This is a genomic window from Fibrobacter sp. UWH1 (assembly GCF_002210365.1).
Lineage (GTDB): Bacteria > Fibrobacterota > Fibrobacteria > Fibrobacterales > Fibrobacteraceae > Fibrobacter.
Genome location: NZ_MWQG01000001.1, coordinates 82708 through 104620, shown reverse-complemented (window position 1 = coordinate 104620; position 21913 = coordinate 82708). Strand labels below are relative to the sequence as shown.

Genomic DNA, 21913 nt, shown 5'->3' with positions numbered 1-21913 from the left:
TTTATTCTAGCATGGTGCTTGTCTGCACGCCTTCCCTTGAAAATAAAATGTGGATGGTCCCTTTTTCGGCGGTATTCACGTAAGGTATTCCAAGGGAATCCAGCCGTTGGATGACCTGCTTGCTGGGGTGGCGAAAGCGGTTGTGTCGCCCGCTAGAAACAATAGCTAACTGGGGTTGCACCTTTTGCAGAAAGACTCGACTGCTAGACGTTTTTGATCCGTGATGTCCTAATTTCAGGACATCACTTTTTATGTACATATCTGTGTTCATGATTTCCTTTTCTCCTGCAATAGTCAGATCGCCTGTAAGTAGGGCGGAGTGTCCCAATCCCTTGGCCCGCAGTGTGATGCTCTGGGTGTTTACGTCGACACACCGGCGGGTAACCGGATGAAGAATTTCAATCTGGAAAAGATGTTCTTTCCATAGCAATCCACGTTCCATATCCCGAATGATTATGCCTCGGCTGTATGCTTCCTGAATGAATTTTTGCCAGTTAGACTTGTCTTCTATGCGGGCACAATCCGTAATCCACAATTCTTTTACAGGGAATGTCTTAATCAGGGAAAGGGCTCCGCCGTAATGGTCCAGATCCGGGTGGGTGATGATAAAGGCGTCGAGGTGGGAAACTCCGATGTGGTGCAGGTAGGGGACGATGGTGTTCTGGGTTCCGTCACCGGCGTCGATGAGGAAATGTTTTTGGGATGGAGTTGTAAGCAGGTGGCTGTCGCCTTGGCCTATATCTAGGGTGGTTAATTGCCAATTGGGAACGCTAGCCTTTATGAAATTTCCGTAGGCGAATGTTCCGCAAAATACGAGAAGGCTCGTCAGGTAAAATCTCTGGACAAGGCGGTTCTTTTTTGCGGCAGGGGCCAGCAGTATCACCAGCCCCAGCAGAAGGAGTAACGCAGGGCCGAAGGGGCCCACCGTGGCGGAGGCTTCCGAAGAGTCGGACAGTAATCGCGTTAACAGGGTGGCCAGACGCAAAAAGAATTTGGCGGCATAGCAGAAGTTTTGCCTTAAAATATCGAGGGGCGATAGCAAGGCAAATAGGCCAGCCTGCATACCCATGGAAATGGCTGGCACAACGACGATGTTTCCGAACCAGGCAACGGGCGACAAAGTCTTGAAATGATGGATGAGAAAGGGGGCTGTAGAAAGGGTGGCGCAAAAGGTGACGTAGGTAGGTTCCAGTATGGCTCCTTGAAAAAATGCCCATAGTTTGTTCTTGGTCAGTTTCTTGGGGAGACCCTGTAGTGGATTTAGAGGGCCGCTAATGATGATGCCTGCCGTAGCCGCCACGGATAGCTGAAAGCCTGGATTCCAGATGACTTCAGGTTCCGGGAACATGATGATGAATAGGGCGATTCCCAGACTGTTTAATGGGTTGGGCTGCTTTTGGAAGGTGGCTCCTATTAGAGGGACCGAGAACATGATGACGGCCCGTCGCACGGCAGGAGAACCTCCGGTTACAGGGATGTAGAGCAATAGCAGTAATACCGCCAACAGACGCACTATGTGATGGGGGAGGCCTGTTGCTTTCAAAAGAATCATGAGCATTCCTGCCAGCAGTACCACATGGAATCCGCTGATGGCTAGCACATGCACAAGCCCCGTCCTCTGAAAGTCGCTGCGGAGGGCGTCGGGTATTCCGCTCTTGTCGCCGGCAAGTAGCCCGAGCAAGAGTCCTGTTTCGGCTGGGTCCAGGTAGTCGGCGAATCTGCGGGCTATCCATTGTCGGAATTTATAGAAGTATCGTTCGGGAACTAGTCGGTGGCTATAGACATCCCAGTGCTTGAATTTTCCGTAGGCGGTTAATCCTTGTGATTGCAGCCATTGCCGTGTATCAAACGCACCTGGAACGGTTGGCGGATTGACTGGGTACCAGCTGGCTTCGTAACAAATGGAATCTCCGGCCATGGGCATAATGGGGAGGTCCCGTTTTTCGGTGAGTCTTATTTTGTTAGAACCGCTGTTGATGATGACGGCTAGACCGCTGGATTTTTTTTGAATCGTCTCGACGATGCCGCAACCCTGTTGAGGAACGTCTTGGGACTTAATCGGGTTTATGGGGCTATGCAATGCGTAGTGGCTGATTAGGGCTAGAATCAGGGCCGCAAGGGAGGCCTTTTGCAAGTGGCGGGAGGCAACGTGGATCAAAAAGGGACAAAGAATCAGTAGGGGAATTCCATAGACGGGGGCGTCGAAGGTGACCAAAGTGACGATGAAAACCATGGCTCCCCATAGGGCCGGTTTTCCCTGGATTCCTGTTAACAGGTCTTGAAGATTGCAGAAAACATTTTTTATACTAGTTGAAAAGTGCTTCATCGGCTGAATTCTCCCAAAATTCTATCTTTTTTCTATACACGTATCTTTGGGGAATTAGGAACCTATGAAAATGAAAAATTTCTGTAAAAATATGTTGAAGAAATCCTTGTTGTTGTGGATGCTGGCGGTTTGCCTTGGCATGATGGGCTGTATCTTCGATTCCGATGAGGAAACCGAAGTGACCTTGTTGCCCGACAGTGGATTGTTCTTTCAGATGTTCCCCAATGACAAGGCCAACAATGATTCTGTGGATGCCCAGTTGGCTCACGGTATCAGGTTGATTGTTCATCCTAAGGCTACCTACGAACTGTCCTTTGACAAGGGGGAGGCTGCCGAAGCTCCCAGGCTGCAACTTTTTAGACTTGATGTAAAGGGGGACAGCTATTATGCATCCAAGGTCCGCGTGATTTCGGCTACCGAAAGTAATGGCCGTTTTGTGTATAAGTTTACCTGCGACGAAAATGATATGGCTCAATGGGCGACCTCGCTGGAAATGAACCGCGGATTTTATAAGGGCTCCACAAGGAATGTCGAATTTAAGGGAAAGGGTGCCTACTCCGATCACATGTCCTTGAATTTGGTGGCTGTAGGAAATGTGGCCGAGACTTTGGATGGTTTTACCATTGAGGAATTTTCCGATGAACTGCTGAAAAGGTTCCGCAAGTATTATTCCAGCGTGACCATCGATACCCTGTATGTGAGCTACGCCCAGGATCACCCCTGGGTGGGCAAGAATTATCCGGCTGATGAACCGTGGGTTGCCGGAAGATCTTCAAGGGATACCATGCTTTGCGAATTGACTGGCTGGCCCGATATGGAATCGGCTCTGGAATTGATTCTGGTTCACTCAATCTATAGTGATGGCGTTGTTGGCTTCTCGAATCTTTTTAGCGGTAATATGGAAGCTGGTGAAGGCAGCACCGTGTTGCTTGGAACGCATACGCGAAGCCGCGGGTCGTCAGTTCCTTTGACTATGGATGAAATTGTGGAAACTGCCTTGCACGAAACCGGACACTTCTTTGGACTTCGCCATACGACCTCTACTATGAGGGATATGAGTGCCTATTATGATTTCTCCAATTACGAAGACGGTCTGGAGGACACACCCTATTGTCCGGAACTTCAGCGCAGTGGCTTAGTGAAGGAATCTGCAGAAGGTGAGGTGGACTTCCGTATTCCTGGAATGAGGATGAGACGCGAAGCGAAGGCTGACTATAATTTCACATTGGAGCAGTGTCCCGATGCAGACAACTTCATGTACCCTGTTGTTTCTGATGTCAGGTATTCCCAGTTCTCGAAGGAACAGCTGGAAATCATTCGTTCCAGTTTGATGATTTTCCCTCATTAAGGTTTTTATGAAAGCTTCTCAATTTAGTGAACAGGCTCAGCTGATAGCCTTTGTTTTGCAGAAGGGTGCTGAATGGGATCCCTCTGTGATTGAACTCCTCGAAAAGACTTGGGGGCCGATTCGGCATAAGGGAAAACTTTTTGCCTTTGACAGGACCAATTATTATACCCCTGAAATGGGGGATGGTCTTTACCGTGGAGTGGTTTCTTTTGAGAAATGCATTTCGCCTGAGACCATCGCCGATGAAAAGGAGCGGAGCAACGCACTGGAATTGACTACTGCCAACAGCGAGAATCCAGATCACCGCCATGTGAATATCGACATCGGCTATATGGATTTGGATAAGGTGGTGTTGCCTAGCTACAAGCGCGGACCTTTTAAACTTTACGCCGGGAAGGGCGTGTGGCTGGATATGCTGCTGACCTATGCCAAGGGCGTTTTTCACCCTACAGCCTGGGCCTTCGAAGACTTTACCCGCAACCCCTACCAACACGACCTTCAGTTGATAAGAGAAAAGTATAAAAAGTCGAGAGTCGCGGCGGATTGCTTGCAATCCGACATGACCGAGCCGCCCACTTTGGCACCGGAGGGGCAAAAGTATAAAAAGTCTAAAGCGGCTGGTGGTGAGGGTTCTTGCCGCCTATGAAACGCTTGGGCTTGATTGTTGTGGTCGTGGTGGCCTTTTTATATGGAGGCCATCAGCTACGTGTTCGCCTGGCAGAAAATGCCGCCATCGAAAAGCATAATGCCCTGGTTGAAGAGACCAACGCCTGTCTGGAATCCGGGGATTGGAAGTGCGCCGAGAAGGATTTGAAAGTGCTGCTTTCTGAAACTCCCGAAAATCGCAACTTGCAATTGCATATGGCGGGTGTGCTGCTGGAACAGGAACGCTACGAAGACTGCATCGCCTACATTTCTGGACTGGGTTACAGCAATGGGGATCTGGAATATCTAACCGAAAAATCCAAGATGCTCATTCGAGAAATGGAAACATTGGGCCTGGAACGTTCCGCCCATTTCCGACTGGAATTTGATGGACGCCCCTCTCGCAGCGATGTGCTGGAAGCCCTCTCGGTGTTGGAAGTCGCTTACGATTCCCTTTGCCACCTGTTTGATTTCCGCCCCGAAAATAAGTTGCAGGTGGTGCTTTATGAATCAGAAGATCATGGCGGTGTTGGTGGTCGTCCTGCTTGGGCAGGAGCCCTGTTTGACGGAAAGCTTCGTATTCCTGTAAATGTCATGCAGTATCGTGAAGTCTATCGCCCCATGCTGTTTCATGAATTGACTCACGCCTTTATTAGGGCCATGGTCCGCGTAAAAATTCCCACCTGGGCCAACGAAGGTATTGCCCAGGTTGTAGATGCAAGCCGCAATGACGTGGCTAGACCCGCCGGAAGTGAACCTTCCTTGGATGTGCTGTCGGCTCCCTTTGTTGGAGAGACCCGTACCGATGAGGCGGTAAAGCTTTACTGGTATTCCCAGAAAATGGTGGAGGGAATGCTGAAAAGGAATGCTGACTTTACACGGTTCCGTGATTTTATCAAGAGCCTAAGCTCCATGAGCGCCGATGAAGCCCTGCAGAAATTTTATGGAGTGACTGCCCAACAGCTTTTGAATGAGGTCTGACCATGGCGAAAAAGAAAGTTGTTATCCTTGCGACTGGTGGAACTATTGCCGGTGTTGGTGAAGCCGGTGCCAATACGGGCTATGTATCGGGGCAGATTGCCGGTGTAGACCTGGTGGCTGCCGTTCCTGAAATTGCAGACTACGCCGATGTGACGGTGGAGCAGTTCTGCAATGTGAATTCTGACGACATGACGGGCGAACTGTGGCTTAAGCTGGCCAAGCGTATCGACGAACTTGCCGAGGATGGATCCGCCTCTGGACTGGTTGATGCGTTCGTCATAACTCATGGTACCGATACCATGGATGAAACGGCCTACTTCCTCAGTCTGACTTTGCGAACCGAGAAGCCGGTTGTGCTGACTGGCTCGATGCGCCCTGCCACTGCCAAGGAACCGGATGGCCCGGCTAACTTGCTGGGTGCCGTACAGAGTGCTGTTGGCTTTGCTCTAGAAGATGAACCCGTTGGAAATAACGTGTGGGTTTATTTCGGAGGCGACCTGTTTGATGCTCGCAGAGTTCAGAAATGCAGCGCCAGCGAATTGCAGCCCATGGGAATCGATTTCCCTGGATCTGGGGCGGCTGACTTTGACAATGCCTGCGAATCCCCGTTTTTTGATATTTCCGGCGTGACGGAACTGCCTAGAGTTCATGTGGTGTACTTCGCCGTAGACGCGAACCCCCGCCTGCTGGAATTTGCCTCGGCCATTTCAGACGGACTCGTGATTGCTGGGGCCGGCAGTGGAGAATTTAGCCTTCCGTGGTCCCGTGCATTGGCTAATGTCGACATCCCTGTGGTTGTGGCTACTCGAATTAACCACGGTGTGGTTACCCTGAACAGGAATCTGGCTTTGGCACCCGAAGGTGTGGCCAGAATCAGCGCCGGTGAACTGCCTCCTCAGAAGGCTGCAGTTCTTTTGCGACTGGCCTTGACCCAGACCAAAAATCCGTCGCGTCTGGCTAAAATTTTCGAAAACGCCTGATTGCGGGTTCGTTGCGGAACTTTCGCAGGAACATTACTGATTCAGTTTTTCCTTGGCGGCCTTGATAGCGTCTTCGGCCTTGTCTAGGGCGGCGTTTGCGGCGTCCTTGGCTGTAGATTTAGCGGCGTCGGCTGCATCACTAGCTTTGTCCTTGGCTGCATCTGCTACGTCGCTAGCCTTGTCTTTAGCAGCATCTGCTGCATCGCTTGCTTTATCCTTGACTACATCTGCAGCTTCGGTAGCTGCCTTTTTGGCCTTGTTGGCGTACTTGCTGGCGGTTTCGCTGGCTTCCTCGCCACATGCGGTAAGGCAGGCTGCTGCAATCATGGAAATCAAAATTAGACGCTTCATAAATTCCTCGTAAAGTTAGGGGTAAATATAGCCACTAATATATCGTCTGAATGTCTATATTTTGTCATATGAAATTTCTAATCCAGCGAGTAAAAAAGGCCCAGGTGGATATCGCCGGCGAGACCGTCGGACAGATAAACCAGGGTTATATGGTCTTAATAGGGGTTGGCGAAACCGATACCCGCGAAGAGGCAGACCGCCTGATCCGCAAGATGATGAACCTCAGGATTTTTGCCGACGAAAATGGCAAGACCAACTTGAGCATCAAGGACGTAAACGGCGAGTTGCTGCTGGTTTCCCAGTTCACCTTGTACGCCAACTGCAACAAGGGGAATCGACCCACCTTCAATGGTGCCGGAAATCCGACCCTTGCCAATGAACTGTATGAATACGTCATTGAACAATGCCGCAAGGAAATTGCCAAGGTGGAAACAGGTCGCTTCGGTGCCGACATGCAAGTAAGTCTAGTCAATGACGGCCCGTTCACCATCATGCTGGAATAAAGGTTCGCTCGGCAAGCCTCGCTAGAGGTGCGAGGTCGGTAGCTCCGCTACCTAGAGCGAACGGCCTAAAGCGAAAAGGTTAAAGTGTAGAGAATATAACTCATACCTCATACCTCACACCTCATAACTCATAACTCACCGCCCATTGCGAGGATAATGTGCGCAAAATAAAATTTCAAGTCGTCTTACTTTTTTTCGCCCTGTTCTTGTCTTCTTTTATGATTTCGTGCGCGGGTATGCGTGACGATGCTCCCGGCGAATCTGCCGGTGATTCCGGCATGATGGACACTCCCTGCGATGAGTGCGGTAAGCGTGGCGATATCGAACTGAAAATCACCGACGAAAAGTTCTACCGCGAATGGAATGTGGCTGCCTATAACCGCCTGGATTCCAATGCCGTAGTAGGCGTGTTCCCTTCGCTTTTGGTAAATGCCAAGCGACCCGAAACCTGCCGCTTCTGCCACAGTTACAGCGCCGACGCCTTGGATTTTGATCTGGCTCGCGTTGAAGACTCCATCTTCGTAAAGGCTTTCCCCAAGATGCAGCGCGAGCTGATGCTCCCGGGAATGCGTCTGCCTGACGCCGATTCCAGCTACCTGGATACGCTGTCTGCCGCTTTCCTGAATTTCAAATTCGCCGATAATTTGCCTCTTGAAGATTTTACCCCGTGGCAGGACCGCGAAGGTATCGAGCAGCCCTTTACCCGTGTGGTGCCTACACCTCTCAAGAATTTGCTGAACAATACCGCTAGCCGCTATGGTCTGCGCTATATTTCTATCCCGGTGCGTCTTGATGTATTTATGGATCCTGATCTGGGCAAGTCCGGTGGCTTTACCTGGAAGATCCTATGGACCCTTTGGGATGCCCGTTATGGGGAATTGGTCTTCTTGACCTATTCGGAATATACCGCGTCGACTGCTAGCCGTGTCGCTCCGGAAAAGGAATGGGCGGAACCCTTTGGAGCTCGACTGCAGAAGATGTTCACCACCGACGTCAATACCCTGGAAGCTCATTAGTCTGACGCAGAAATTTAGCGCACGAAAAATGGCCCGCGATAGCGGGCCGTTTCTATACATCTTGTTTTATAGTATGCGTTGTCTATTAGACTTCACTATTTTTCTTGCTGAACTTGTTCATTACATCGGGAACCAGGTCCATGACCTTGCTCATAATGGAACTGTCCTTGCTGATGGGCATGATTCGAACGTCGTCGCCCTTGATCACCAGGAATGCAACCGGATCTACGGAAGCGCCGCCGCCGGAAGCGGAGGTGTCGCCCTTGCTGGAATGTCCGCCGAAACCAAAACCGACAGAAACGCGGCTGACGGGAACGATGATGGTGTCGCCGGATTCAATGGGCTTGCCGATTACAGTTTCTGCCTGGGTGATAAAGCGGAGCTTTTCTAAAAGAGTTTCTGCGAGTTTTTCAATAGCCATAATTCTAATATAGTTATAAATTCCTAGGTTGTTTTGCCTGGATGAACGTTAAACCTTAATATCGAGCTTCGTAAATGCGGTCGCTGGCGGTAAAGAATTTGCGTTCCAGATCGGGCCAGCTGAGGAATCCCCAGACGACGGCGATGCGGCCACCTGCCAACTGGGTTGCGATTCCGTTTGCCCCTTCGCCTGCAGCAAAATAGACGCAGTCGCTGCTGGGGAAGATGCCCTTGGGTTCAACAATGTTCAAGTTCTGGATCCAGCTTTCGAAAGCTTCGGCATCTTCCTGGTCCCAGCTGCGGGCCACGTTCCAGCGGAGGTTGCCATCGCGGTAGCTCTGTACCAGCACGGGGAAGGTGGACTTGACTCCCATGAAGTACTTTGTCTGGATGGAGGTCTTGCCCTGTTCGCGATTTTCGAAGGGCAGACTTAAGAAAGCCTGGGGAAATCCGCCGTGGAATCCGGGGAATCGACGTACGTAGTTTTCCAGGTCGCTTCGTTCGTAGCGTCTAAAGCTGTCGTGCCTGAAAATGAAAATCCTGTGGTCGGCACGGATACTCTGTTCCAAAAAACTACCGCGCAAGATGGGGGCGCTGCCTTGGAATCGTCCGCTGTTCATGTAGTAATCCAGGGCGTACACGTCGCTCTTGAATTCCAGAATGGTTACGTCCAGAGTGTCGCCTTCCAGAATCGGGTAGCGGATTTCGATGCGCTTCTGCAGAGCGGAAATGTCGCCGACCATACTTGAATCCACTGCGGCAATGATGGGCTTTACCGACTTGTAAGTCAGCTCTTCCAGGCTTACGGGCTTAACCTCTTCCTGCTGACAGGCGCAAAGGAGTAGCGCTTGCATCAGGGCGGCAAAAAGACCTGCCTTCATCATTTTCTTGTGGAACTTCATACAGTTTGAATTTAGTATTTGTGAGGCTCTCTGTTTGGGGTTCGTCACTTTTTTTCGGCGTAATTGCAGAACTCATGGAGGGGGCATTTTTTGCAGTGGTCGGTCACTTGTCTACAAATGAACCCATCCTTGCCATTCTCCAGGAAGTACTGCATACTGTGAGACGAGAGGTAGGGGGACGCCTGGATTTCCTTGGCCAGGGCTACAAATAGCTGGTTGGCCATGACCTGTTTTTCCTTGGGGGTCATGTTGGCGAATCCGTCTCCGCCATTTTCGCTGCTGGCAGGGCCGAGAATAGAAATGTAACGGCGGGCGCCCATGGTCAGGGGCAGGTGGGGCATCTTGGATGTAGGTTTGCAGCGGAGTCCAAGGCCTACCGGTTCTTCTGTAATCAGACGGTAGATGGCGGCGCAAGCCTTGGGCCTCGGGTTGGATTTTCCCATGAAGTAGATTTCGCCCAGGTCTCGCCAGAGTTCCTCGGGGGTGCGGGAGGCGACGTAATCGGTGATGCTATTGTTCCCCTTGTGGTCGGGGCCTGCGCCGTGGTTCCGCATAAAGGCGCCCACGCTCCAGAAAATGCCTGCGGCATGATCAAACAGTTCCCAACTGCGGGTGTGAAAGACGGATTCCTCGCAGTTGTTGATTTCTTCTTCCTTGGGGACAGGCAGTTTCCATAGAGCGTCTCCAGGGAACCTCTCGTGGAGTGCTCGCATCAGGTTTGCGAATTCCGGGTAGCTGCAATTCTGGAATAATGCCGTGCCCAGTAAAACCCAGCCCACCTTTTCCTCGATAGTTTTGCAGTGCCGCGTTACGGCTACGACAGGATCCTGCAGGTCCCTGAATAAAGCGACAAATCCCGCTGTCGCCTTGAACAACGCGGGATTGTCTTGAATGAATTTGCCGATGGAAACTGCCATTGCGGAGGGATCGGAACGCTCTAGGCTAGAGGGCTTCGCCCACCTTCACGGCCTGGCCTACGCGGCTCTTGAACAGTTCCGGATTGCGTTCGCGGATCTTCTTGTCCACCACGAGAATCACGGTGCTGCCCATTTCGAAACGGCCCAGTTCGCCGCCCTTTTCTACGGCGATAGGGGCCTTGGGCATCCAGTCGAAGCGCTTCTGGTTACGGGGGAGCTTGCCTGCGTTGGTCAGCAGTTCGTCGGTGTAGGCTACGCCGATGCGGCCCACGTTGGTGGCGCCCACTTTCACGACCAGGATTTCGGATCCATCTTCCAGGCGGATGTGGCTGGTCAGGCGTTCGTTAATGCAGAACAGACCTTCGACGCGTTCCACGCTGCCGACGTTTACCGGCCACAAGGTGCCCGGGCAGTAGCTGGCGTCAAGCACCTGACCGTTGACGGGGCTATGGATGCGGTGGTAGTTGAACGGGGCCAGATAAATGGTAGCGAAGGCTCCGCCTTCAAAACGCTTGGCCATTTCGTCGTCGCGGAGCAGGTCCTTCAGGGTGTAGGTCTTGCCCTTGGCCTGGATCAGTTCCTGCTTTTCGTCGAAAGTTGCGGTCTGGGAAAGAACGCCATCTACAGGGCTTACAATTTCAGTATCAGCAATGGGACGAACACCTGGCTTCAAATGACGGATGAACAGTTCACTGATGTTGCGGTAATGTTCCAACGGGTATTCCGCTTCTTCCATGTTCAACTTATAGTAGCTGCAGAAAATATTGCGAGCCACCTTGCTGATGACCGGAAGACGAAGACGAGTGATTGCGCCAAAGGCGCGGCTGGCTGCGTTCTTGGGCAGCAACTTCATAAAAACATAAAAAGCAGAATTCATAAGAGTAAAGGTAGAAAAATCCCGATGCCTCGGGTTCTTTTTTTATCCTGTCGTCAGTCCCCAAGGCCGGGACTTGCCCCCATCAATACAACCAGTAAGACGGGAAGTCCGACGATGAGGCCTATCGCAATCGTATATCCTAGAAAGGAAAGTGCATTCTTTGCGGCACTTGTGGTTTGAGTTGTAGAATCCGTTTTTGAGGAGTCTGAAACAATCGCCGTGGAGTCTGTTTTCTTAGTATCTTGGGAGCCCGCATCAAGTATCATGTAGGTTCCAAATACTAAGCCTCCTACAACAACGTCTGTTTTGGAACAGCCATTTAGCCCAAACGACAAAACCAACGAAAGCAGAATGGCATTAATAAACTTCATGACTATAAAGTAAAAATTCTTCGGGTGAAAGTAGCAACAGATCATTTATGCAAAAGAATCCCGATGCCTAAGCACCCTTTTTAGGATAAAGGATAAAGCGAAAAGGATAAAGAAAAAAAGGTTAAAGGACGAATCCTTTAACCTTTAAACTTTCAGCTTTACGCTGTCTTAGGACTAGCCCAGGATCTTCTTTTCGTAGTCGCCCATGCAGTCAACGAGAGCCTGGACGCCTTCGATAGGCATTGCGTTGTAGATGGAGGCGCGGAAGCCGCCAACAGAACGGTGACCCTTGATCTGGACGAGACCCTTGGACTTTGCGAATTCGATGAAGTCCTTAGCCATGTCTGCATCCTTTTCTTCGGAAACAACTTCGCGGTTGAAGACGAAGGGAACGTTCATGAGAGAACGGTCTTCCTTAGCGGCGGTACCGACGAACACCTTGGAATTGTCGATGGCGCTGTAAAGGAGAGCTGCCTTTTCGCGGTTGATCTTTTCGATAGCGTCAACACCGCCGATCTGCTTGAGCCAGTTGAGGGTGCGGTTCATGGTATAGACTGCGAATACCGGAGGAGTGTTGAACATGGAGTTCACGCCGGTCTTTTCGTCGAGATGAGTCTTGAAGTTCAGCATGGTGGGGATCTGACGATCGACCTTGCCCAGCAAGTCCTTACGGATGATGGAAACGGTAACGCCTGCGCAGGAGATGTTCTTCTGAGCGCCACCGTAGATCACGCCGAAGTCTTCCACGTTCACCTTGCGGGCGAGGAAGTCGGAGCTCATGTCAGCCATGAGGAAGCCGGACTTGGGCTTCGGGAAGTTGTGCCATTCGGTACCGTAAATGGTGTTGTTTGCGGTAACGTGGAGGTAGGTTGCGTTGTCAGAGAGCTGCAGGTTCTTGTCGATGTGGTTGTACACATCAGCCTTGGTGGAGCAAGCAACGTTAACGTTACCGAACTGCTTAGCTTCCTTGAGAGCCTTGTTTGCCCAAACACCAGTGTCGGTGTAGTCGGCAACGCCGTCAGCCGGGAGGAAGTTCATCGGCATCATGCAGAACAAGAGAGAGCAGCCACCGCCGAGGAAAATGATGTCGTAGTTGGCGGGGATACCCATGAGGTCGCGGAGAAGCTGTTCAGTTTCGAGGAACATGTTCTCGATGGGCTTTGAACGGTGACTCATGGAGAGAATACTGATGCCAGAGTTTGCATAGTCGATGCATGCTTCAGAAGCTTCCTTGAGTGCTTGTTCGGGCAGGACAGACGGGCCTGCGCTAAAGTTATAGACCTTATTAGCCATGATAATGTTCCTTTTTAAATGTTTGCGAAACCTTATGGTCTCGACGCGGGTAAATTTAGCAAAAGCTTGAATTTTGGAAAGTTCTTTTTACATGTTTTAACAAAAAAAGACGAGAGAAACTCTCGTCTATAGACTTTCGTCTGGAGGGGGCTTCCCGTCCTAACTACACGCCCAGCGCTTCGACTGCAGCCTGATATTTCTTCAGACGGAACTTGGTCTTCAGTTCGCGGCGTTCGTTACGGCGGATATACTTGTCTTCCAGGAGCGTGGTAAGGATAGCAGCCTTGGCCTTGGCCATGACGGGGTCTTCCTTCAGGCTTTCGGCGAACTTGACGAATTCCTTTTCGCGGGCTTCGTAAGTGGCTTCTTCGGCGGGAACGCCTTGGGCCATCAGCTTGCAGCTGTATTCGTCGATCCAGCTCTGGTTCTTGTGGTAAGTCATCTTCTCGATCTTTGCGACCAGGTCGGCGGGAACGCCCATCTGGACCAGGTCCGCAGCAGTCTTCTTGGCAGATGCAGTTGTGGTATCTTGAAGCAGGGCAAGGACTTGCACTTCTTCAGGTTCGCCCTTGGCTTTAAGGTTGTCAACAACATTCTGCAGAAAATCGATGTAGGGGCCACCGGCCTTGTCCACTTGTCCCTGGTGAATTTCGGCGGCGATCTTGTAAGCGTCATTGTAAGAGATCATATATATCCTTTTTCGCCCAGAAGGGGCGGTTCCTAGACAATATATATAATTTGAATTTTTAAAAAACAAACTTTTATTTTAACAATGGAATAAAAAAATCCGCCCAAGTTGGAATATAGGCGGATTTTCGCAAAAAATGCTTTTTTTTTGTGATTTTAGGCGATAAAGTTCTTGCCCAGGATGGCAGAAACGTTCCTCATGATTCCTTCGGCAACGTCGGGCTTGTTCATGGAATAAACGTGGACGTTGGTGATTCCGTTGGCGTAGAGGTCGATAATCTGGTCGCTGGCGTAGATGATACCAGCCTGCTTCATGGCCTCGGGGTCGCTACCGAACTTGTCTACCAGGGATTTGAAACGCTGGGGCATGAAGGAGCCGGAAAGCTTGATGGCTCGTTCTACCTGGTTGGCGTTGGTAATGGGCATGATACCGGGGAGTACCGGACAGGTAACGCCTGCTTCACGAAGCTTGTACAGGAAGTTGAAAAACAGGTTGTTGTCGAAAATCATCTGGGTAGTCAGGAAGTCGGCACCGGCGTCCACCTTTTCCTTAAGATACTTGATGTCTTCGCGCTGGTTGGCACTTTCGGGGTGCTTTTCGGGGTAGCAGGCGGCTCCGATGCAGAAGTCTGCGCCGCTTTCCTTCAGTTCGCGGACCAGTTCCACGGCGTGGTGGTAGTCGCAGTCGGTACGGCCGTTGGCGATCAGTTCCGGAGTGAGGTCACCGCGGAGGGCCATGACGTTAGTGATACCTGCAGCCTTCATGTCTTCGATGCGCTGCTTCACGGTTTCCTTGCTGCTAGACACGCAAGTCAGGTGGGCCAGCATGGGCACGCCGAACTTGGACTTCAGATTCTTGGCAATTTCCAGGGTGTACTGGCTGACGCCGCCGCCTGCGCCGTAGGTGACGCTCATAAAGGCGGGGCCAAGGGCAGCGATAGATTCGGTGGCGTTTTTCACGCTTTCAAAACTGGTTTCCTTCTTGGGCGGGAACACTTCGAAGGACAGGGACATCTTATCTTGCTTGAGAATATCAACGATTTTCATGGTGCGTAAGATAGGAAAAATTGATGGGGAATAGAATAGACTTTTTTTATATGGCTGGCAATAGAAAAAAACTATATGCTTTTTGAGGGCAAAATGGTGAAAATGCCGATTTTACTAACTAAATGGGGACCTTAGGTGTGCTTTAGTTAGTAATTTTTTAAGATAAAGTAACGAAAGGTGTCCGAAAAAAGGGGAGAGTCGGACGAAAAATGCAAATTTTTATTAAAAAAGCCCCCAAAATAAGACTATAACTCAAATTTTGTAGCGAACAAAGTAATAAACTACGCACTAAACGTAACGGAAATCGGGAAATGGTTAGTAGAATCACTGAAAGGGATGAGGTCTGCGTTGGAACAGGCGGGATGCAGCAAGCCTGGCGGCTTGCTGCAGTTTCTACGTCTCGGATATGAAAAAAAGACCACCCACAGGGGGTGGTCTTTTTTCATAGTCGAGGCGGGATTCGAACCCACGACCCTCTGCTTAGAAGGCAGATGCTCTATCCAACTGAGCTACTCGACCATACTACTTTCTCAAGTGTGGCGGGAATATAGCAAAAATATTCTATTTCATCAACTGGATCTGTTATTTTGTTAGGTTGGTGATGCACTTGTAGAATCCCCCTTCGCTTTCGTAATCATCGAGGTTCATATAGGGAATGTTTTCTGAGGTGCAGTTTTCCTTCTTGTGATCGTAGATGTAACGGTACTGGCATAGCTTCCCGTTTGCGGAAAGGGTGAATGTCGCTATATCCGAACTCATTCCTCTGTATAGATTGACGTCCGTGAAGGAGTACTGGGTTCCGTTGATGCTGCCTCTAATTCGTTCTTGTAGAAGTCCCAATCTGGGTTTTGCGGTGAACTGAAGGTGATTGTGTTTTCTGTGATGGAAATGGTGTTTATTTCGTGGGGGATGTAATCTTCAAAAACTTCTTCCATTATCCCATCATAAACAACAAAGCCCGTTTCCGTCCAGGTTCCTGAGGGAACTTTGCTTCTGCACTTTCTATATGGCTTTCCCATTGGGCGGAGGACTTGTCGGCGGATACATTGCAGGTTTCTCTGTCGAATGGGGTGCTGAAACTGTAGAGCTGCTGCGCCGCATGCGGCGAGAATGCCTGCCGCAGCAAGAATAATGAACTTCTTGTTCTTGTCTAACCCTCCTTGTTTTTGTGCGGGGAATACAGCATTGTCGGTCTGCAAAAAAAGAAGAGACCTCGTAGAGGTCCCTTTTTAAAAGTTAGAGCGTGTGAACCTGATGTCCAGCCTATTTCTTGAGCATCTTGTTCAGGGTGGCTCGCAGGTGGTTCATGTTGGCGTCGTTCACCGTCTCGTAGCGGTAGAATGTCCCGTCGGGGTTCACCAGGTAGACCACGGGGATGTAACCGGTGCCGTAGGCCGGGGCGAACTTGTACTCGGAGTCCTGGAAGACGGGGATGACCACCTTGTACTGGTCGATAAAGAGACGGATGTCGTTCTTCTTGATGCCGCCGCCGAGGCCGATGGCGATACCGGTCAGGCCGTCCTTTTCATATTCCTTCATCAGGTCCTGGATTTCGGGCATGTGGCGCTGGCAGTGGGGGCACTTGGGGCTGAAGTAGTAGATCAGCAGGGGGCGGTTAGAGAAATGGCTAAAGAGGATGCCAGGATCGCTGATGCCGGCCAGGGGCTTGGAAAAGTCCATTTTCATGGGCTGGTTGGTGGTGCTATCCTGCATGAGCTGGACGTCGGCCATCTTGGGCTGTTCCAGGGCTAGCTGGGCGGAGGCGGCTCCTGCAGAAATGGCAACGGTCAATGCAACAGAACAAAACAGATTTTGTAAAAGCGTACCGGATTTTCTCATAAAACTCCTTTTCGTGCCTTAAAATACGAAATTATTTGGTTTGTGGGGTGGTTCCATATTCAAAATGTGATTTTTATCGAATTTTGCAAACTGAATTTTGGATACGATAATGGGAGGAGAGGTGTAAAATGGGCCGAATAAAGAAGAGTGGGGCGCAGAAAGCTAAACAGAATGGCGAAAATCGGGTATCCTGAGCAGAACCGTAAGGTGTCCATGAAGGTTAGTTTCGGGATTGAGGTCCGGCTGAAACGCCCTATTGGGGAATTGCCTCCAGTTTTTTTTGATGAGCCTTTTTTCTGGTATTCAGACAGGAATTTCTACCCTGTGATGAAGAATGTCCTTGCGTGTCCGGATGGTTTCCGTATTAATCGTGAGATGGGATATGATTGCCGTAAGCCGCAGAATGGGGAAGAGAGCAATCTATGGTCCGTTGAAAGAAGAAAACCTAGACGAGGCCATTCGGTTTGTTAAAGACGTCTATGGAAAAATTCTGTCGGGTAAGGCCGATGATGAATGGCGGGGTATTTTCTTTGATAGTCTAAAGGTTCAACTAAAAAGGGATTCTTTCAAGGGTCGAAATTTGACTCCCGAATCAAGGGAGGAAATCTCAAAGGAATTGGAATATGTGGTTGCTGGTCAAGGAATGGATGATGCGAGTTCTGGCTGATCCATTCCTGCATACGGATTTGGCATGCCCGGCGGTGGCCGACCTGGCGAAAAGCTGTATCGACGGGACCCTGTATGGAACCTAACTACAGGCTGTAGGAGGTGGTGACGGAGTAGTGGGGCTCGCCCTTGCGTATGCCGTTGACCGGGATGGTGACGTCGATCTTGTTGATCAGATGGCTGATGGACTTGGTCTGCACAAAGCGGGCGCCGAAGCCTACGACGTAGATCAGGTCCTTGCGGTTGATGTCGTTGAAATCCCAGGCGGTTTCGCCGATGCTTCCGAAGGCGACGAAAACGGGGCGCAGAGTGGCCAGTTCGAAGTCGGGGAAGTAGCGCTGTTCCAGGTTGCCGTATACGCGGGCCTGACCTGTGTAGAATCCTGTGGGAAATCCTGCGAAGCCTCCGTTGATGCCGCCTAGGCAAACCTGATAGCCGTAGCGGGCGTCTTCATAAAAGTCTGCAAGTCCCGTAATGGCAGTAGAAACCTTGTTGCTTGGGTGGAAAATGTATTCGCCCCACAGTTTTCCGTAGAAGTCCCGCTGTTCCCCGTGATCCAGGTAGAAGTTCATGTTGGACTTCAGGGTCAGGTGATGCATACCTGTTCCCAGGTAAAGTTCACCCCACAGGTCCAGACGGATGTCGTTGTTGGCGGAACCCAACTGTTCGTAGTTCTTGGAAATCTGGGCCTTGAGGCTGTAACCCTTTTCGATATCTTCGGTCCACTTGACGTTGTGGAAATTCTTGATTTTTTCGTAGCGCAGGTTGGAAAGAGTCAGGTACAGACCCAATCTTGAATCCTTGCGTTCCGGAAGCCATTCGTTCCAGGCGCTGGCGGAGTCGATGGCGTAGGCGTCTTCGCCGTCGGTAAACAGGTAACGGTACAACTTGCCGTGGGAGGCTGTTTCGCGGCGGTAGTCGTAGGTGGCGCCTACATAGAGCTTGCGGAAGGTTCCGCCGAAGGACCTGCTGACACGGAAGCTGAGGGAGTCGTCTACATATTCCTTGACCTTCATCAGCTGGACGGTTTCGTTGCCGTTGTATTGCTGGAGTTCGCCCAGATATTTGTCTAGGGAGTCGGCGGGAACGTTCATGTCGTAATGGGTTGCGCCGGCGGGCATATCTCCGCTGCCATAGAAGTAGGCGTAACGCTTGTTCTTGAGGCCTGCAATGGTGTAAGCCCACTGATTCTGGCTACGGCTCAGGAAGGGAATATACATCTGGCCGCTGGCGAGATAACCGTCAGTGTTATAGCTGTAGGTCAAGTCCAGGTGGTTGTAGCGGAACAGAAAATGGGGGGCGCTGTATTCCAGCGTAAGCATGTCACGGAATTCGTTGTGTCCGTAGTAGAATCCCAACTTCTGGCCTAGACCGAGAAAGTTGCTTTCTTGCAGGCCGATGCTCCAGACCAGATTGTCGTAAGACCATTCCTTGCCGCCGAAACCGATACCGATGGGAACGGTGAGAGTCCAGTTGTCGCTGGTGTGGACATGGGCGATGTTTTTGTCGTCGGAATTTTCGATATTGATGTGGGCGTCAGAAAGGAAGTTCTGGGTACGCAGGAAACGTTCGGCTTCCTGGACCTGGATTGACGTTACCTGGTCGCCCTCATTAAACAGCAGAAGTTTTTCGACGGTGGATTCACGGGTTTCGATGTGAATCCAGTTTAGAAGATCGTAGGCCCACTTGTCGTACTTGGTGTGGACCTTGGAATCGTCGAATGCATCGCCAATGTGGTATTGGATGGAATCGATTTTAAAAGCGCCTTCGTCCTTGAATGTGGAATCCTGCTCTGCAAACGCGGCTGTGACAAGGGTTGCAAAAGTGACGAGGGCTGTGCTTAAGAATCGGTTCATAAAAATCCTAGGTTGTCCACAATATAAAAAAAATGGATGTTGACGAAAAATGCCTACGGAATGGCCTCGCCACAAATGCTAGGTTTTTCTATATTAAGCGCGGGGCAGCGGATGGCCGCCGGCGAGAAGAAATTCAGACTGGAGGAAAGTCCGGGCACCACAGAGCAGGATGCTGGATAACGTCCAGGCGCGGAAACGCGAAAGAAAGTGCAACAGAAATTATACCGCCTGCAGCAATGTAGGTAAGGGTGAAATGGCGAGGTAAGAGCTCACCGCATTCCTGGTGACAGGGGTGGCAATGTAAACCTCATCCGGTGCAAGACCAAGCAGGAATCCGCTGGAGGCAACTCCGGCCAGGTGCGGCTCGTGCCTGTTGGATATCCGGGTAGGTCGCTTGAGGCGGCTGGTAACAGTTCGTCCAGAGAGATGGTCATCGCCCCGCAAGGGGTACAGAACCCGGCTTATAACTGCCCCTTATTTTGAAGACCCCTGCCCTAAAGGCGGGGGTCTTATTAGATGCAGGGGGCTTTGCCCCCTGGACCCCCAGGCCCTTGCCCAGCAAGGGCTGAATGCAGACAATCTCTGACGGGGCTTTGCCGCCTGGACCCCCAGGCCCTTGCCCAGCAAGGGTTGAATGCAGGCGATCTCTGGCGGGGCTTTGCCCCCTGGACCCCTAGGCCCTTGCCCAGCAAGGGCGGGAGGCAGGCGATCTCTGGCGGGGTTTTGCCCCCTGGACCCCCAGGCCCTTGCCTTGCAAGGGCGGGATGCAGGCCATCTCTGGCGGGGCTTTGCCCCTGGACCCCCAGGCCCTTGCCTAGCAAGGGCGGGAGGCAGGCAATCTCTGACGGTTGCGGAGACGGAAAAAGCCCACGACGGTGCGTCGAGGGCTTCTCCTTCTTCTTTTTAAGTCTGCTTTGTTTTTATGCGACTAAATATCCAGGTCAATGCCGATACCGAATCCGCGGCTGGTGCGTTCGTAGGTGTTGAGACCGTACTTTTCCTGATCCGTATCCTTGTTGTAGATGGTGTGGTAGTAACCCACATCGAATCGGAGGTAGTCGGTAACACGGTAGGCGAAACCAAGACCGATGGTAGAGGTGTTCAGCAGCTGGCTCAGGTCGCTGACGTAGTTGTCGGTGCGGTCGCAGCGGAATACGGCGAGTCCGCCGCTGATCGTCCAGCTCTTGGACAGGTCGATTTCTACGCCGTACATGAATTCCTGGCTGTTTTCCAGATAGTTTTCGGTGTCTCCGGTCAGGTCGACATCGCTATCGAACCACAGGTTATAGCCGAAGGAAATTCGGGTGTTGGGGAGGATGGCGTAAGACAGGCCCAGGGCGAGAACTGCGGGAACGTCGGCGTGATCGGTCTTGCCGTCGTCAAAGTCGGACATGCCCACTTCGTTCTTCTTGGTGCTGTTCTTCATTTCCAGGTCGGTCTTCATTTCGTACTTCACGCCTACGGTAAGGCCCTTGTACTGGAAGGAGGCACCGAAGATGGGGGCGAATCCCCAGCCTTCCTGTTCTACGTCAAGTCCCTTGTCGCTGACTTCCTGTGCGTAACCGGCCATGGCTTCAGACTGTGCGGCCATCTGCTGGGCGGTTGCCTCGTATTCGGCTGCGGAGGCCTTGTCGCCCATTTTTTCGAAGAGGGATGCAGCTTCCTTGGCGGCGGTGGCGTATTCGTCAAACGTTTCGGAAAGCTGGCTGAAGGTGGCGGCTGCGTTGACCATTTCGCCGTCAAGTCCCAACTGTTCGTTTTCCGGATTGATTCTTACGTTGGAGAGGGTCGCTTCGTACTTGTTGTAGGAGTAGGTTGCTCGGCCACCGGCGTAAATGCTGAACATGTTGGCGAACTGGTAGGCGGCACCCAGGGCGATACCGATCTGGTAAGACGATGCTTCCAGCTTGATGTCGGCGTCATACTTGGTAGTTGAGAGTCCACCCATAGAGAGTGCCATGGGGAGAGAGGCTAGCTGGGAGTCGAAAGAGGGGATGCCGTGCTTGAAGTTCAGGGATCCACCACCACCGATAACGCCGACAGTAGAGGAAATGGCCAGGTTGCCGTGATGCCATGTGGCGTGGAAGCCGGGCATGGAGGGGGCAAAGGTGTTGCCTTCGTATTCCTTTTTACCACCCTCGAACAGGGGAGATTCTGTGGTAATGGTACGGCCCTGCCAGAAAGTCTGGTTGGAAAGTGACAGGTGGAAGCCGTCCTTCATGAAGGCGGTTCCGGCCGGGTTGTAGTAGGGAGCGTCGTTTTCGATAGTGGCATTGCGGGCAACGCTACGGAGGAAGGCGGCGGAATGGTTGTTGTTGGTGGTGGCGCCGCCTGCGAACAGGCTAGAGGTGGCCAGACCAATAACGGCTGCAGTTTTAACCCATGTTTTTCCCATAAAAAGTCCTTTGGTAATCTTTTGTTATCAAAATATACCATTAATTATCAAAAATTGTGCTGAAGAGATTACTTTTTTATTACAAAATGAAAAGAGTGTGATTTCCGTCTGCTGAATTTTGTATGCGGAGGACGTCCGATTTGGGTTGGGTTTCTAAATTTAGGGTGTGATTGATAGAAAACAGCTGAAAAATATCGTTTTACGCGTGGAGGTCATTATCGGCGTCATCGCCATGATTCTCGGTGCGGTGCTTACCATCCTGTTTTTGGGCGAAGGCTATTTTGTTGGGGCCCTCATGATGGTGATTACTGGCCTGATCAGCGTTTTTCTTGGAATCAAGGAACTGGTGGCGCCTGTGGACAATATGCTCCAGTGGCTCCCGCTTTTTTATATCGTGGTGCGCCGGACGTTCTTTTTCTTGAATGTGGTACTGTGTGCCCTAGTGGTGGGCACGGTGACCAATTTATTATAGGGACCGCAGAAAGGGTTCCGC

General features: G+C 51.2%; 23 protein-coding genes, 1 tRNA gene and 1 other RNA gene. 9 read left to right on the top strand and 16 right to left on the bottom strand.

Annotated elements, in window-relative coordinates; genetic code table 11:
* Position 1: 1 nt before the first annotated feature.
* On the bottom strand, positions 2-2233 hold the full coding sequence (locus tag B7992_RS00420; protein ID WP_254917563.1) for a DNA internalization-related competence protein ComEC/Rec2: 2232 nt from the start codon (positions 2231-2233) through the stop codon (positions 2-4).
* Between the two features lie 157 nt (positions 2234-2390).
* Here B7992_RS00420 and B7992_RS00415 point away from each other — a divergent pair, with 157 nt between their 5' ends.
* From B7992_RS00415 to B7992_RS00400, 4 genes are read left to right on the top strand one after another with little or no spacing between them, the layout of a single operon-like run.
* Positions 2391-3674 carry a hypothetical protein gene (locus tag B7992_RS00415; RefSeq protein WP_176421809.1) on the top strand — a complete coding sequence of 428 codons (1284 nt, stop codon included), beginning with the start codon at positions 2391-2393 and terminating at the stop codon, positions 3672-3674.
* A 7-nt stretch (positions 3675-3681) separates the two neighbouring features.
* Positions 3682-4320 carry a DUF4416 family protein gene (locus tag B7992_RS00410; RefSeq protein ID WP_088665354.1) on the top strand — a complete coding sequence of 213 codons (639 nt, stop codon included), beginning with the start codon at positions 3682-3684 and terminating at the stop codon, positions 4318-4320.
* Positions 4317-5300, top strand: a complete 984-nt coding sequence (locus tag B7992_RS00405; protein ID WP_088665353.1) for a hypothetical protein — start codon at positions 4317-4319, stop codon at positions 5298-5300. The genes B7992_RS00410 and B7992_RS00405 overlap by 4 nt, the downstream gene beginning before the upstream one ends.
* A 2-nt stretch (positions 5301-5302) precedes the next feature.
* Entirely contained in the window at positions 5303-6280 is a 978-nt protein-coding gene (locus tag B7992_RS00400) for an asparaginase (protein ID WP_073283743.1), read from the top strand.
* A 33-nt stretch (positions 6281-6313) separates the two neighbouring features.
* Here the strand turns inward: B7992_RS00400 and B7992_RS00395 are convergent, their stop codons facing one another.
* Positions 6314-6631 (bottom strand): hypothetical protein, encoded by a 318-nt coding sequence (locus tag B7992_RS00395; RefSeq protein WP_073156914.1) that lies wholly within the window; start codon positions 6629-6631, stop codon positions 6314-6316.
* Between the two features lie 68 nt (positions 6632-6699).
* Here B7992_RS00395 and dtd point away from each other — a divergent pair, with 68 nt between their 5' ends.
* Both dtd and B7992_RS00385 read left to right on the top strand, forming a co-directional pair.
* The gene (dtd, locus tag B7992_RS00390) at positions 6700-7134 is read left to right on the top strand and encodes a D-aminoacyl-tRNA deacylase (RefSeq protein WP_073156911.1); all 435 of its coding nucleotides are present in this window, start codon (positions 6700-6702) and stop codon (positions 7132-7134) included.
* A 236-nt stretch (positions 7135-7370) separates the two neighbouring features.
* Complete coding sequence (locus B7992_RS00385; protein WP_254793674.1) at positions 7371-8150, top strand: hypothetical protein; 780 nt, start codon at positions 7371-7373, stop codon at positions 8148-8150.
* A gap of 85 nt (positions 8151-8235) precedes the next feature.
* On the opposite strand, the gene B7992_RS00380 is transcribed toward B7992_RS00385, so the two are convergent.
* From B7992_RS00380 to B7992_RS00330, 12 genes are all read right to left on the bottom strand, one after another.
* Entirely contained in the window at positions 8236-8571 is a 336-nt protein-coding gene (locus B7992_RS00380; protein ID WP_073156906.1) for a GerW family sporulation protein, read from the bottom strand.
* Positions 8572-8626: 55 nt separating this feature from the next.
* Positions 8627-9472 (bottom strand): hypothetical protein, encoded by an 846-nt coding sequence (locus B7992_RS00375; RefSeq protein ID WP_254917562.1) that lies wholly within the window; start codon positions 9470-9472, stop codon positions 8627-8629.
* Between the two features lie 44 nt (positions 9473-9516).
* Positions 9517-10389 (bottom strand): hypothetical protein, encoded by an 873-nt coding sequence (locus B7992_RS00370; protein ID WP_073283734.1) that lies wholly within the window; start codon positions 10387-10389, stop codon positions 9517-9519.
* 25 nt (positions 10390-10414) lie between these two features.
* Complete coding sequence (gene asd, locus B7992_RS00365) at positions 10415-11242, bottom strand: archaetidylserine decarboxylase (RefSeq protein WP_254917561.1); 828 nt, start codon at positions 11240-11242, stop codon at positions 10415-10417.
* 77 nt (positions 11243-11319) lie between these two features.
* Entirely contained in the window at positions 11320-11637 is a 318-nt protein-coding gene (locus tag B7992_RS00360; protein ID WP_139259105.1) for a hypothetical protein, read from the bottom strand.
* 174 nt (positions 11638-11811) lie between these two features.
* Positions 11812-12930: a 3-phosphoserine/phosphohydroxythreonine transaminase gene (serC, locus tag B7992_RS00355; RefSeq protein WP_073156892.1), complete on the bottom strand. Its 1119-nt coding sequence runs from the start codon at positions 12928-12930 to the stop codon at positions 11812-11814.
* Between the two features lie 163 nt (positions 12931-13093).
* On the bottom strand, positions 13094-13618 hold the full coding sequence (locus B7992_RS00350) for a hypothetical protein (RefSeq protein ID WP_073156891.1): 525 nt from the start codon (positions 13616-13618) through the stop codon (positions 13094-13096).
* 155 nt (positions 13619-13773) lie between these two features.
* Positions 13774-14664, bottom strand: a complete 891-nt coding sequence (gene metF, locus B7992_RS00345) for a methylenetetrahydrofolate reductase [NAD(P)H] (RefSeq protein ID WP_073156888.1) — start codon at positions 14662-14664, stop codon at positions 13774-13776.
* Between the two features lie 445 nt (positions 14665-15109).
* Positions 15110-15183 (bottom strand) — tRNA-Arg (locus tag B7992_RS00340).
* Positions 15184-15246: 63 nt separating this feature from the next.
* Entirely contained in the window at positions 15247-15423 is a 177-nt protein-coding gene (locus tag B7992_RS16485; RefSeq protein ID WP_176421808.1) for a hypothetical protein, read from the bottom strand.
* Positions 15420-15863, bottom strand: coding sequence for a hypothetical protein (locus tag B7992_RS00335; protein ID WP_088665350.1), 444 nt, complete (start codon positions 15861-15863; stop codon positions 15420-15422). The genes B7992_RS16485 and B7992_RS00335 overlap by 4 nt, the downstream gene beginning before the upstream one ends.
* Positions 15864-15927: 64 nt before the next feature.
* Positions 15928-16503: a TlpA disulfide reductase family protein gene (locus B7992_RS00330; RefSeq protein ID WP_083538113.1), complete on the bottom strand. Its 576-nt coding sequence runs from the start codon at positions 16501-16503 to the stop codon at positions 15928-15930.
* A gap of 352 nt (positions 16504-16855) precedes the next feature.
* On the opposite strand from B7992_RS00330, the gene B7992_RS00325 reads away from it, so the two are divergent.
* Positions 16856-17170, top strand: coding sequence for a hypothetical protein (locus tag B7992_RS00325; protein ID WP_088665349.1), 315 nt, complete (start codon positions 16856-16858; stop codon positions 17168-17170).
* Between the two features lie 85 nt (positions 17171-17255).
* On the opposite strand, the gene B7992_RS00320 is transcribed toward B7992_RS00325, so the two are convergent.
* Positions 17256-19025, bottom strand: a complete 1770-nt coding sequence (locus B7992_RS00320; protein WP_088665348.1) for a hypothetical protein — start codon at positions 19023-19025, stop codon at positions 17256-17258.
* 99 nt (positions 19026-19124) lie between these two features.
* Here B7992_RS00320 and rnpB point away from each other — a divergent pair.
* Positions 19125-19505, top strand: an RNA gene (gene rnpB / locus B7992_RS00315) — RNase P RNA component class A.
* Between the two features lie 448 nt (positions 19506-19953).
* Here the strand turns inward: rnpB and B7992_RS00310 are convergent.
* Positions 19954-21420 carry an OmpP1/FadL family transporter gene (locus B7992_RS00310; RefSeq protein ID WP_073156873.1) on the bottom strand — a complete coding sequence of 489 codons (1467 nt, stop codon included), beginning with the start codon at positions 21418-21420 and terminating at the stop codon, positions 19954-19956.
* Positions 21421-21586: 166 nt separating this feature from the next.
* Between B7992_RS00310 and B7992_RS00305 the strand changes: the two genes are divergently transcribed.
* The gene (locus B7992_RS00305; protein ID WP_101479569.1) at positions 21587-21892 is read left to right on the top strand and encodes a hypothetical protein; all 306 of its coding nucleotides are present in this window, start codon (positions 21587-21589) and stop codon (positions 21890-21892) included.
* Positions 21893-21913 lie beyond the last annotated feature (21 nt).

Excerpts from the sequence above, each read along its gene's own strand:
- metF (WP_073156888.1), bottom strand. The coding sequence starts at position 14,664 with ATGAAAATCGTTGATATTCTCAAGCAAGATAAGATGTCCCTGTCCTTC.
- B7992_RS00375 (WP_254917562.1), bottom strand. The coding sequence starts at position 9,472 with ATGAAGTTCCACAAGAAAATGATGAAGGCAGGTCTTTTTGCCGCCCTG.
- dtd (WP_073156911.1), top strand. The coding sequence starts at position 6,700 with ATGAAATTTCTAATCCAGCGAGTAAAAAAGGCCCAGGTGGATATCGCC.
- B7992_RS00325 (WP_088665349.1), top strand. The coding sequence starts at position 16,856 with ATGGTTTCCGTATTAATCGTGAGATGGGATATGATTGCCGTAAGCCGC.
- B7992_RS00310 (WP_073156873.1), bottom strand. The coding sequence starts at position 21,420 with ATGGGAAAAACATGGGTTAAAACTGCAGCCGTTATTGGTCTGGCCACC.
- serC (WP_073156892.1), bottom strand. The coding sequence starts at position 12,930 with ATGGCTAATAAGGTCTATAACTTTAGCGCAGGCCCGTCTGTCCTGCCC.
- asd (WP_254917561.1), bottom strand. The coding sequence starts at position 11,242 with ATGAAGTTGCTGCCCAAGAACGCAGCCAGCCGCGCCTTTGGCGCAATC.
- B7992_RS00385 (WP_254793674.1), top strand. The coding sequence starts at position 7,371 with ATGCGTGACGATGCTCCCGGCGAATCTGCCGGTGATTCCGGCATGATG.
- B7992_RS00395 (WP_073156914.1), bottom strand. The coding sequence starts at position 6,631 with ATGAAGCGTCTAATTTTGATTTCCATGATTGCAGCAGCCTGCCTTACC.
- B7992_RS16485 (WP_176421808.1), bottom strand. The coding sequence starts at position 15,423 with ATGAGTTCGGATATAGCGACATTCACCCTTTCCGCAAACGGGAAGCTA.
- B7992_RS00405 (WP_088665353.1), top strand. The coding sequence starts at position 4,317 with ATGAAACGCTTGGGCTTGATTGTTGTGGTCGTGGTGGCCTTTTTATAT.
- B7992_RS00330 (WP_083538113.1), bottom strand. The coding sequence starts at position 16,503 with ATGAGAAAATCCGGTACGCTTTTACAAAATCTGTTTTGTTCTGTTGCA.
- B7992_RS00370 (WP_073283734.1), bottom strand. The coding sequence starts at position 10,389 with ATGGCAGTTTCCATCGGCAAATTCATTCAAGACAATCCCGCGTTGTTC.
- B7992_RS00415 (WP_176421809.1), top strand. The coding sequence starts at position 2,391 with ATGAAAATGAAAAATTTCTGTAAAAATATGTTGAAGAAATCCTTGTTG.
- B7992_RS00350 (WP_073156891.1), bottom strand. The coding sequence starts at position 13,618 with ATGATCTCTTACAATGACGCTTACAAGATCGCCGCCGAAATTCACCAG.
- B7992_RS00380 (WP_073156906.1), bottom strand. The coding sequence starts at position 8,571 with ATGGCTATTGAAAAACTCGCAGAAACTCTTTTAGAAAAGCTCCGCTTT.
- B7992_RS00410 (WP_088665354.1), top strand. The coding sequence starts at position 3,682 with ATGAAAGCTTCTCAATTTAGTGAACAGGCTCAGCTGATAGCCTTTGTT.
- B7992_RS00400 (WP_073283743.1), top strand. The coding sequence starts at position 5,303 with ATGGCGAAAAAGAAAGTTGTTATCCTTGCGACTGGTGGAACTATTGCC.
- B7992_RS00360 (WP_139259105.1), bottom strand. The coding sequence starts at position 11,637 with ATGAAGTTTATTAATGCCATTCTGCTTTCGTTGGTTTTGTCGTTTGGG.
- B7992_RS00420 (WP_254917563.1), bottom strand. The coding sequence starts at position 2,233 with ATGGTTTTCATCGTCACTTTGGTCACCTTCGACGCCCCCGTCTATGGA.
- B7992_RS00320 (WP_088665348.1), bottom strand. The coding sequence starts at position 19,025 with ATGAACCGATTCTTAAGCACAGCCCTCGTCACTTTTGCAACCCTTGTC.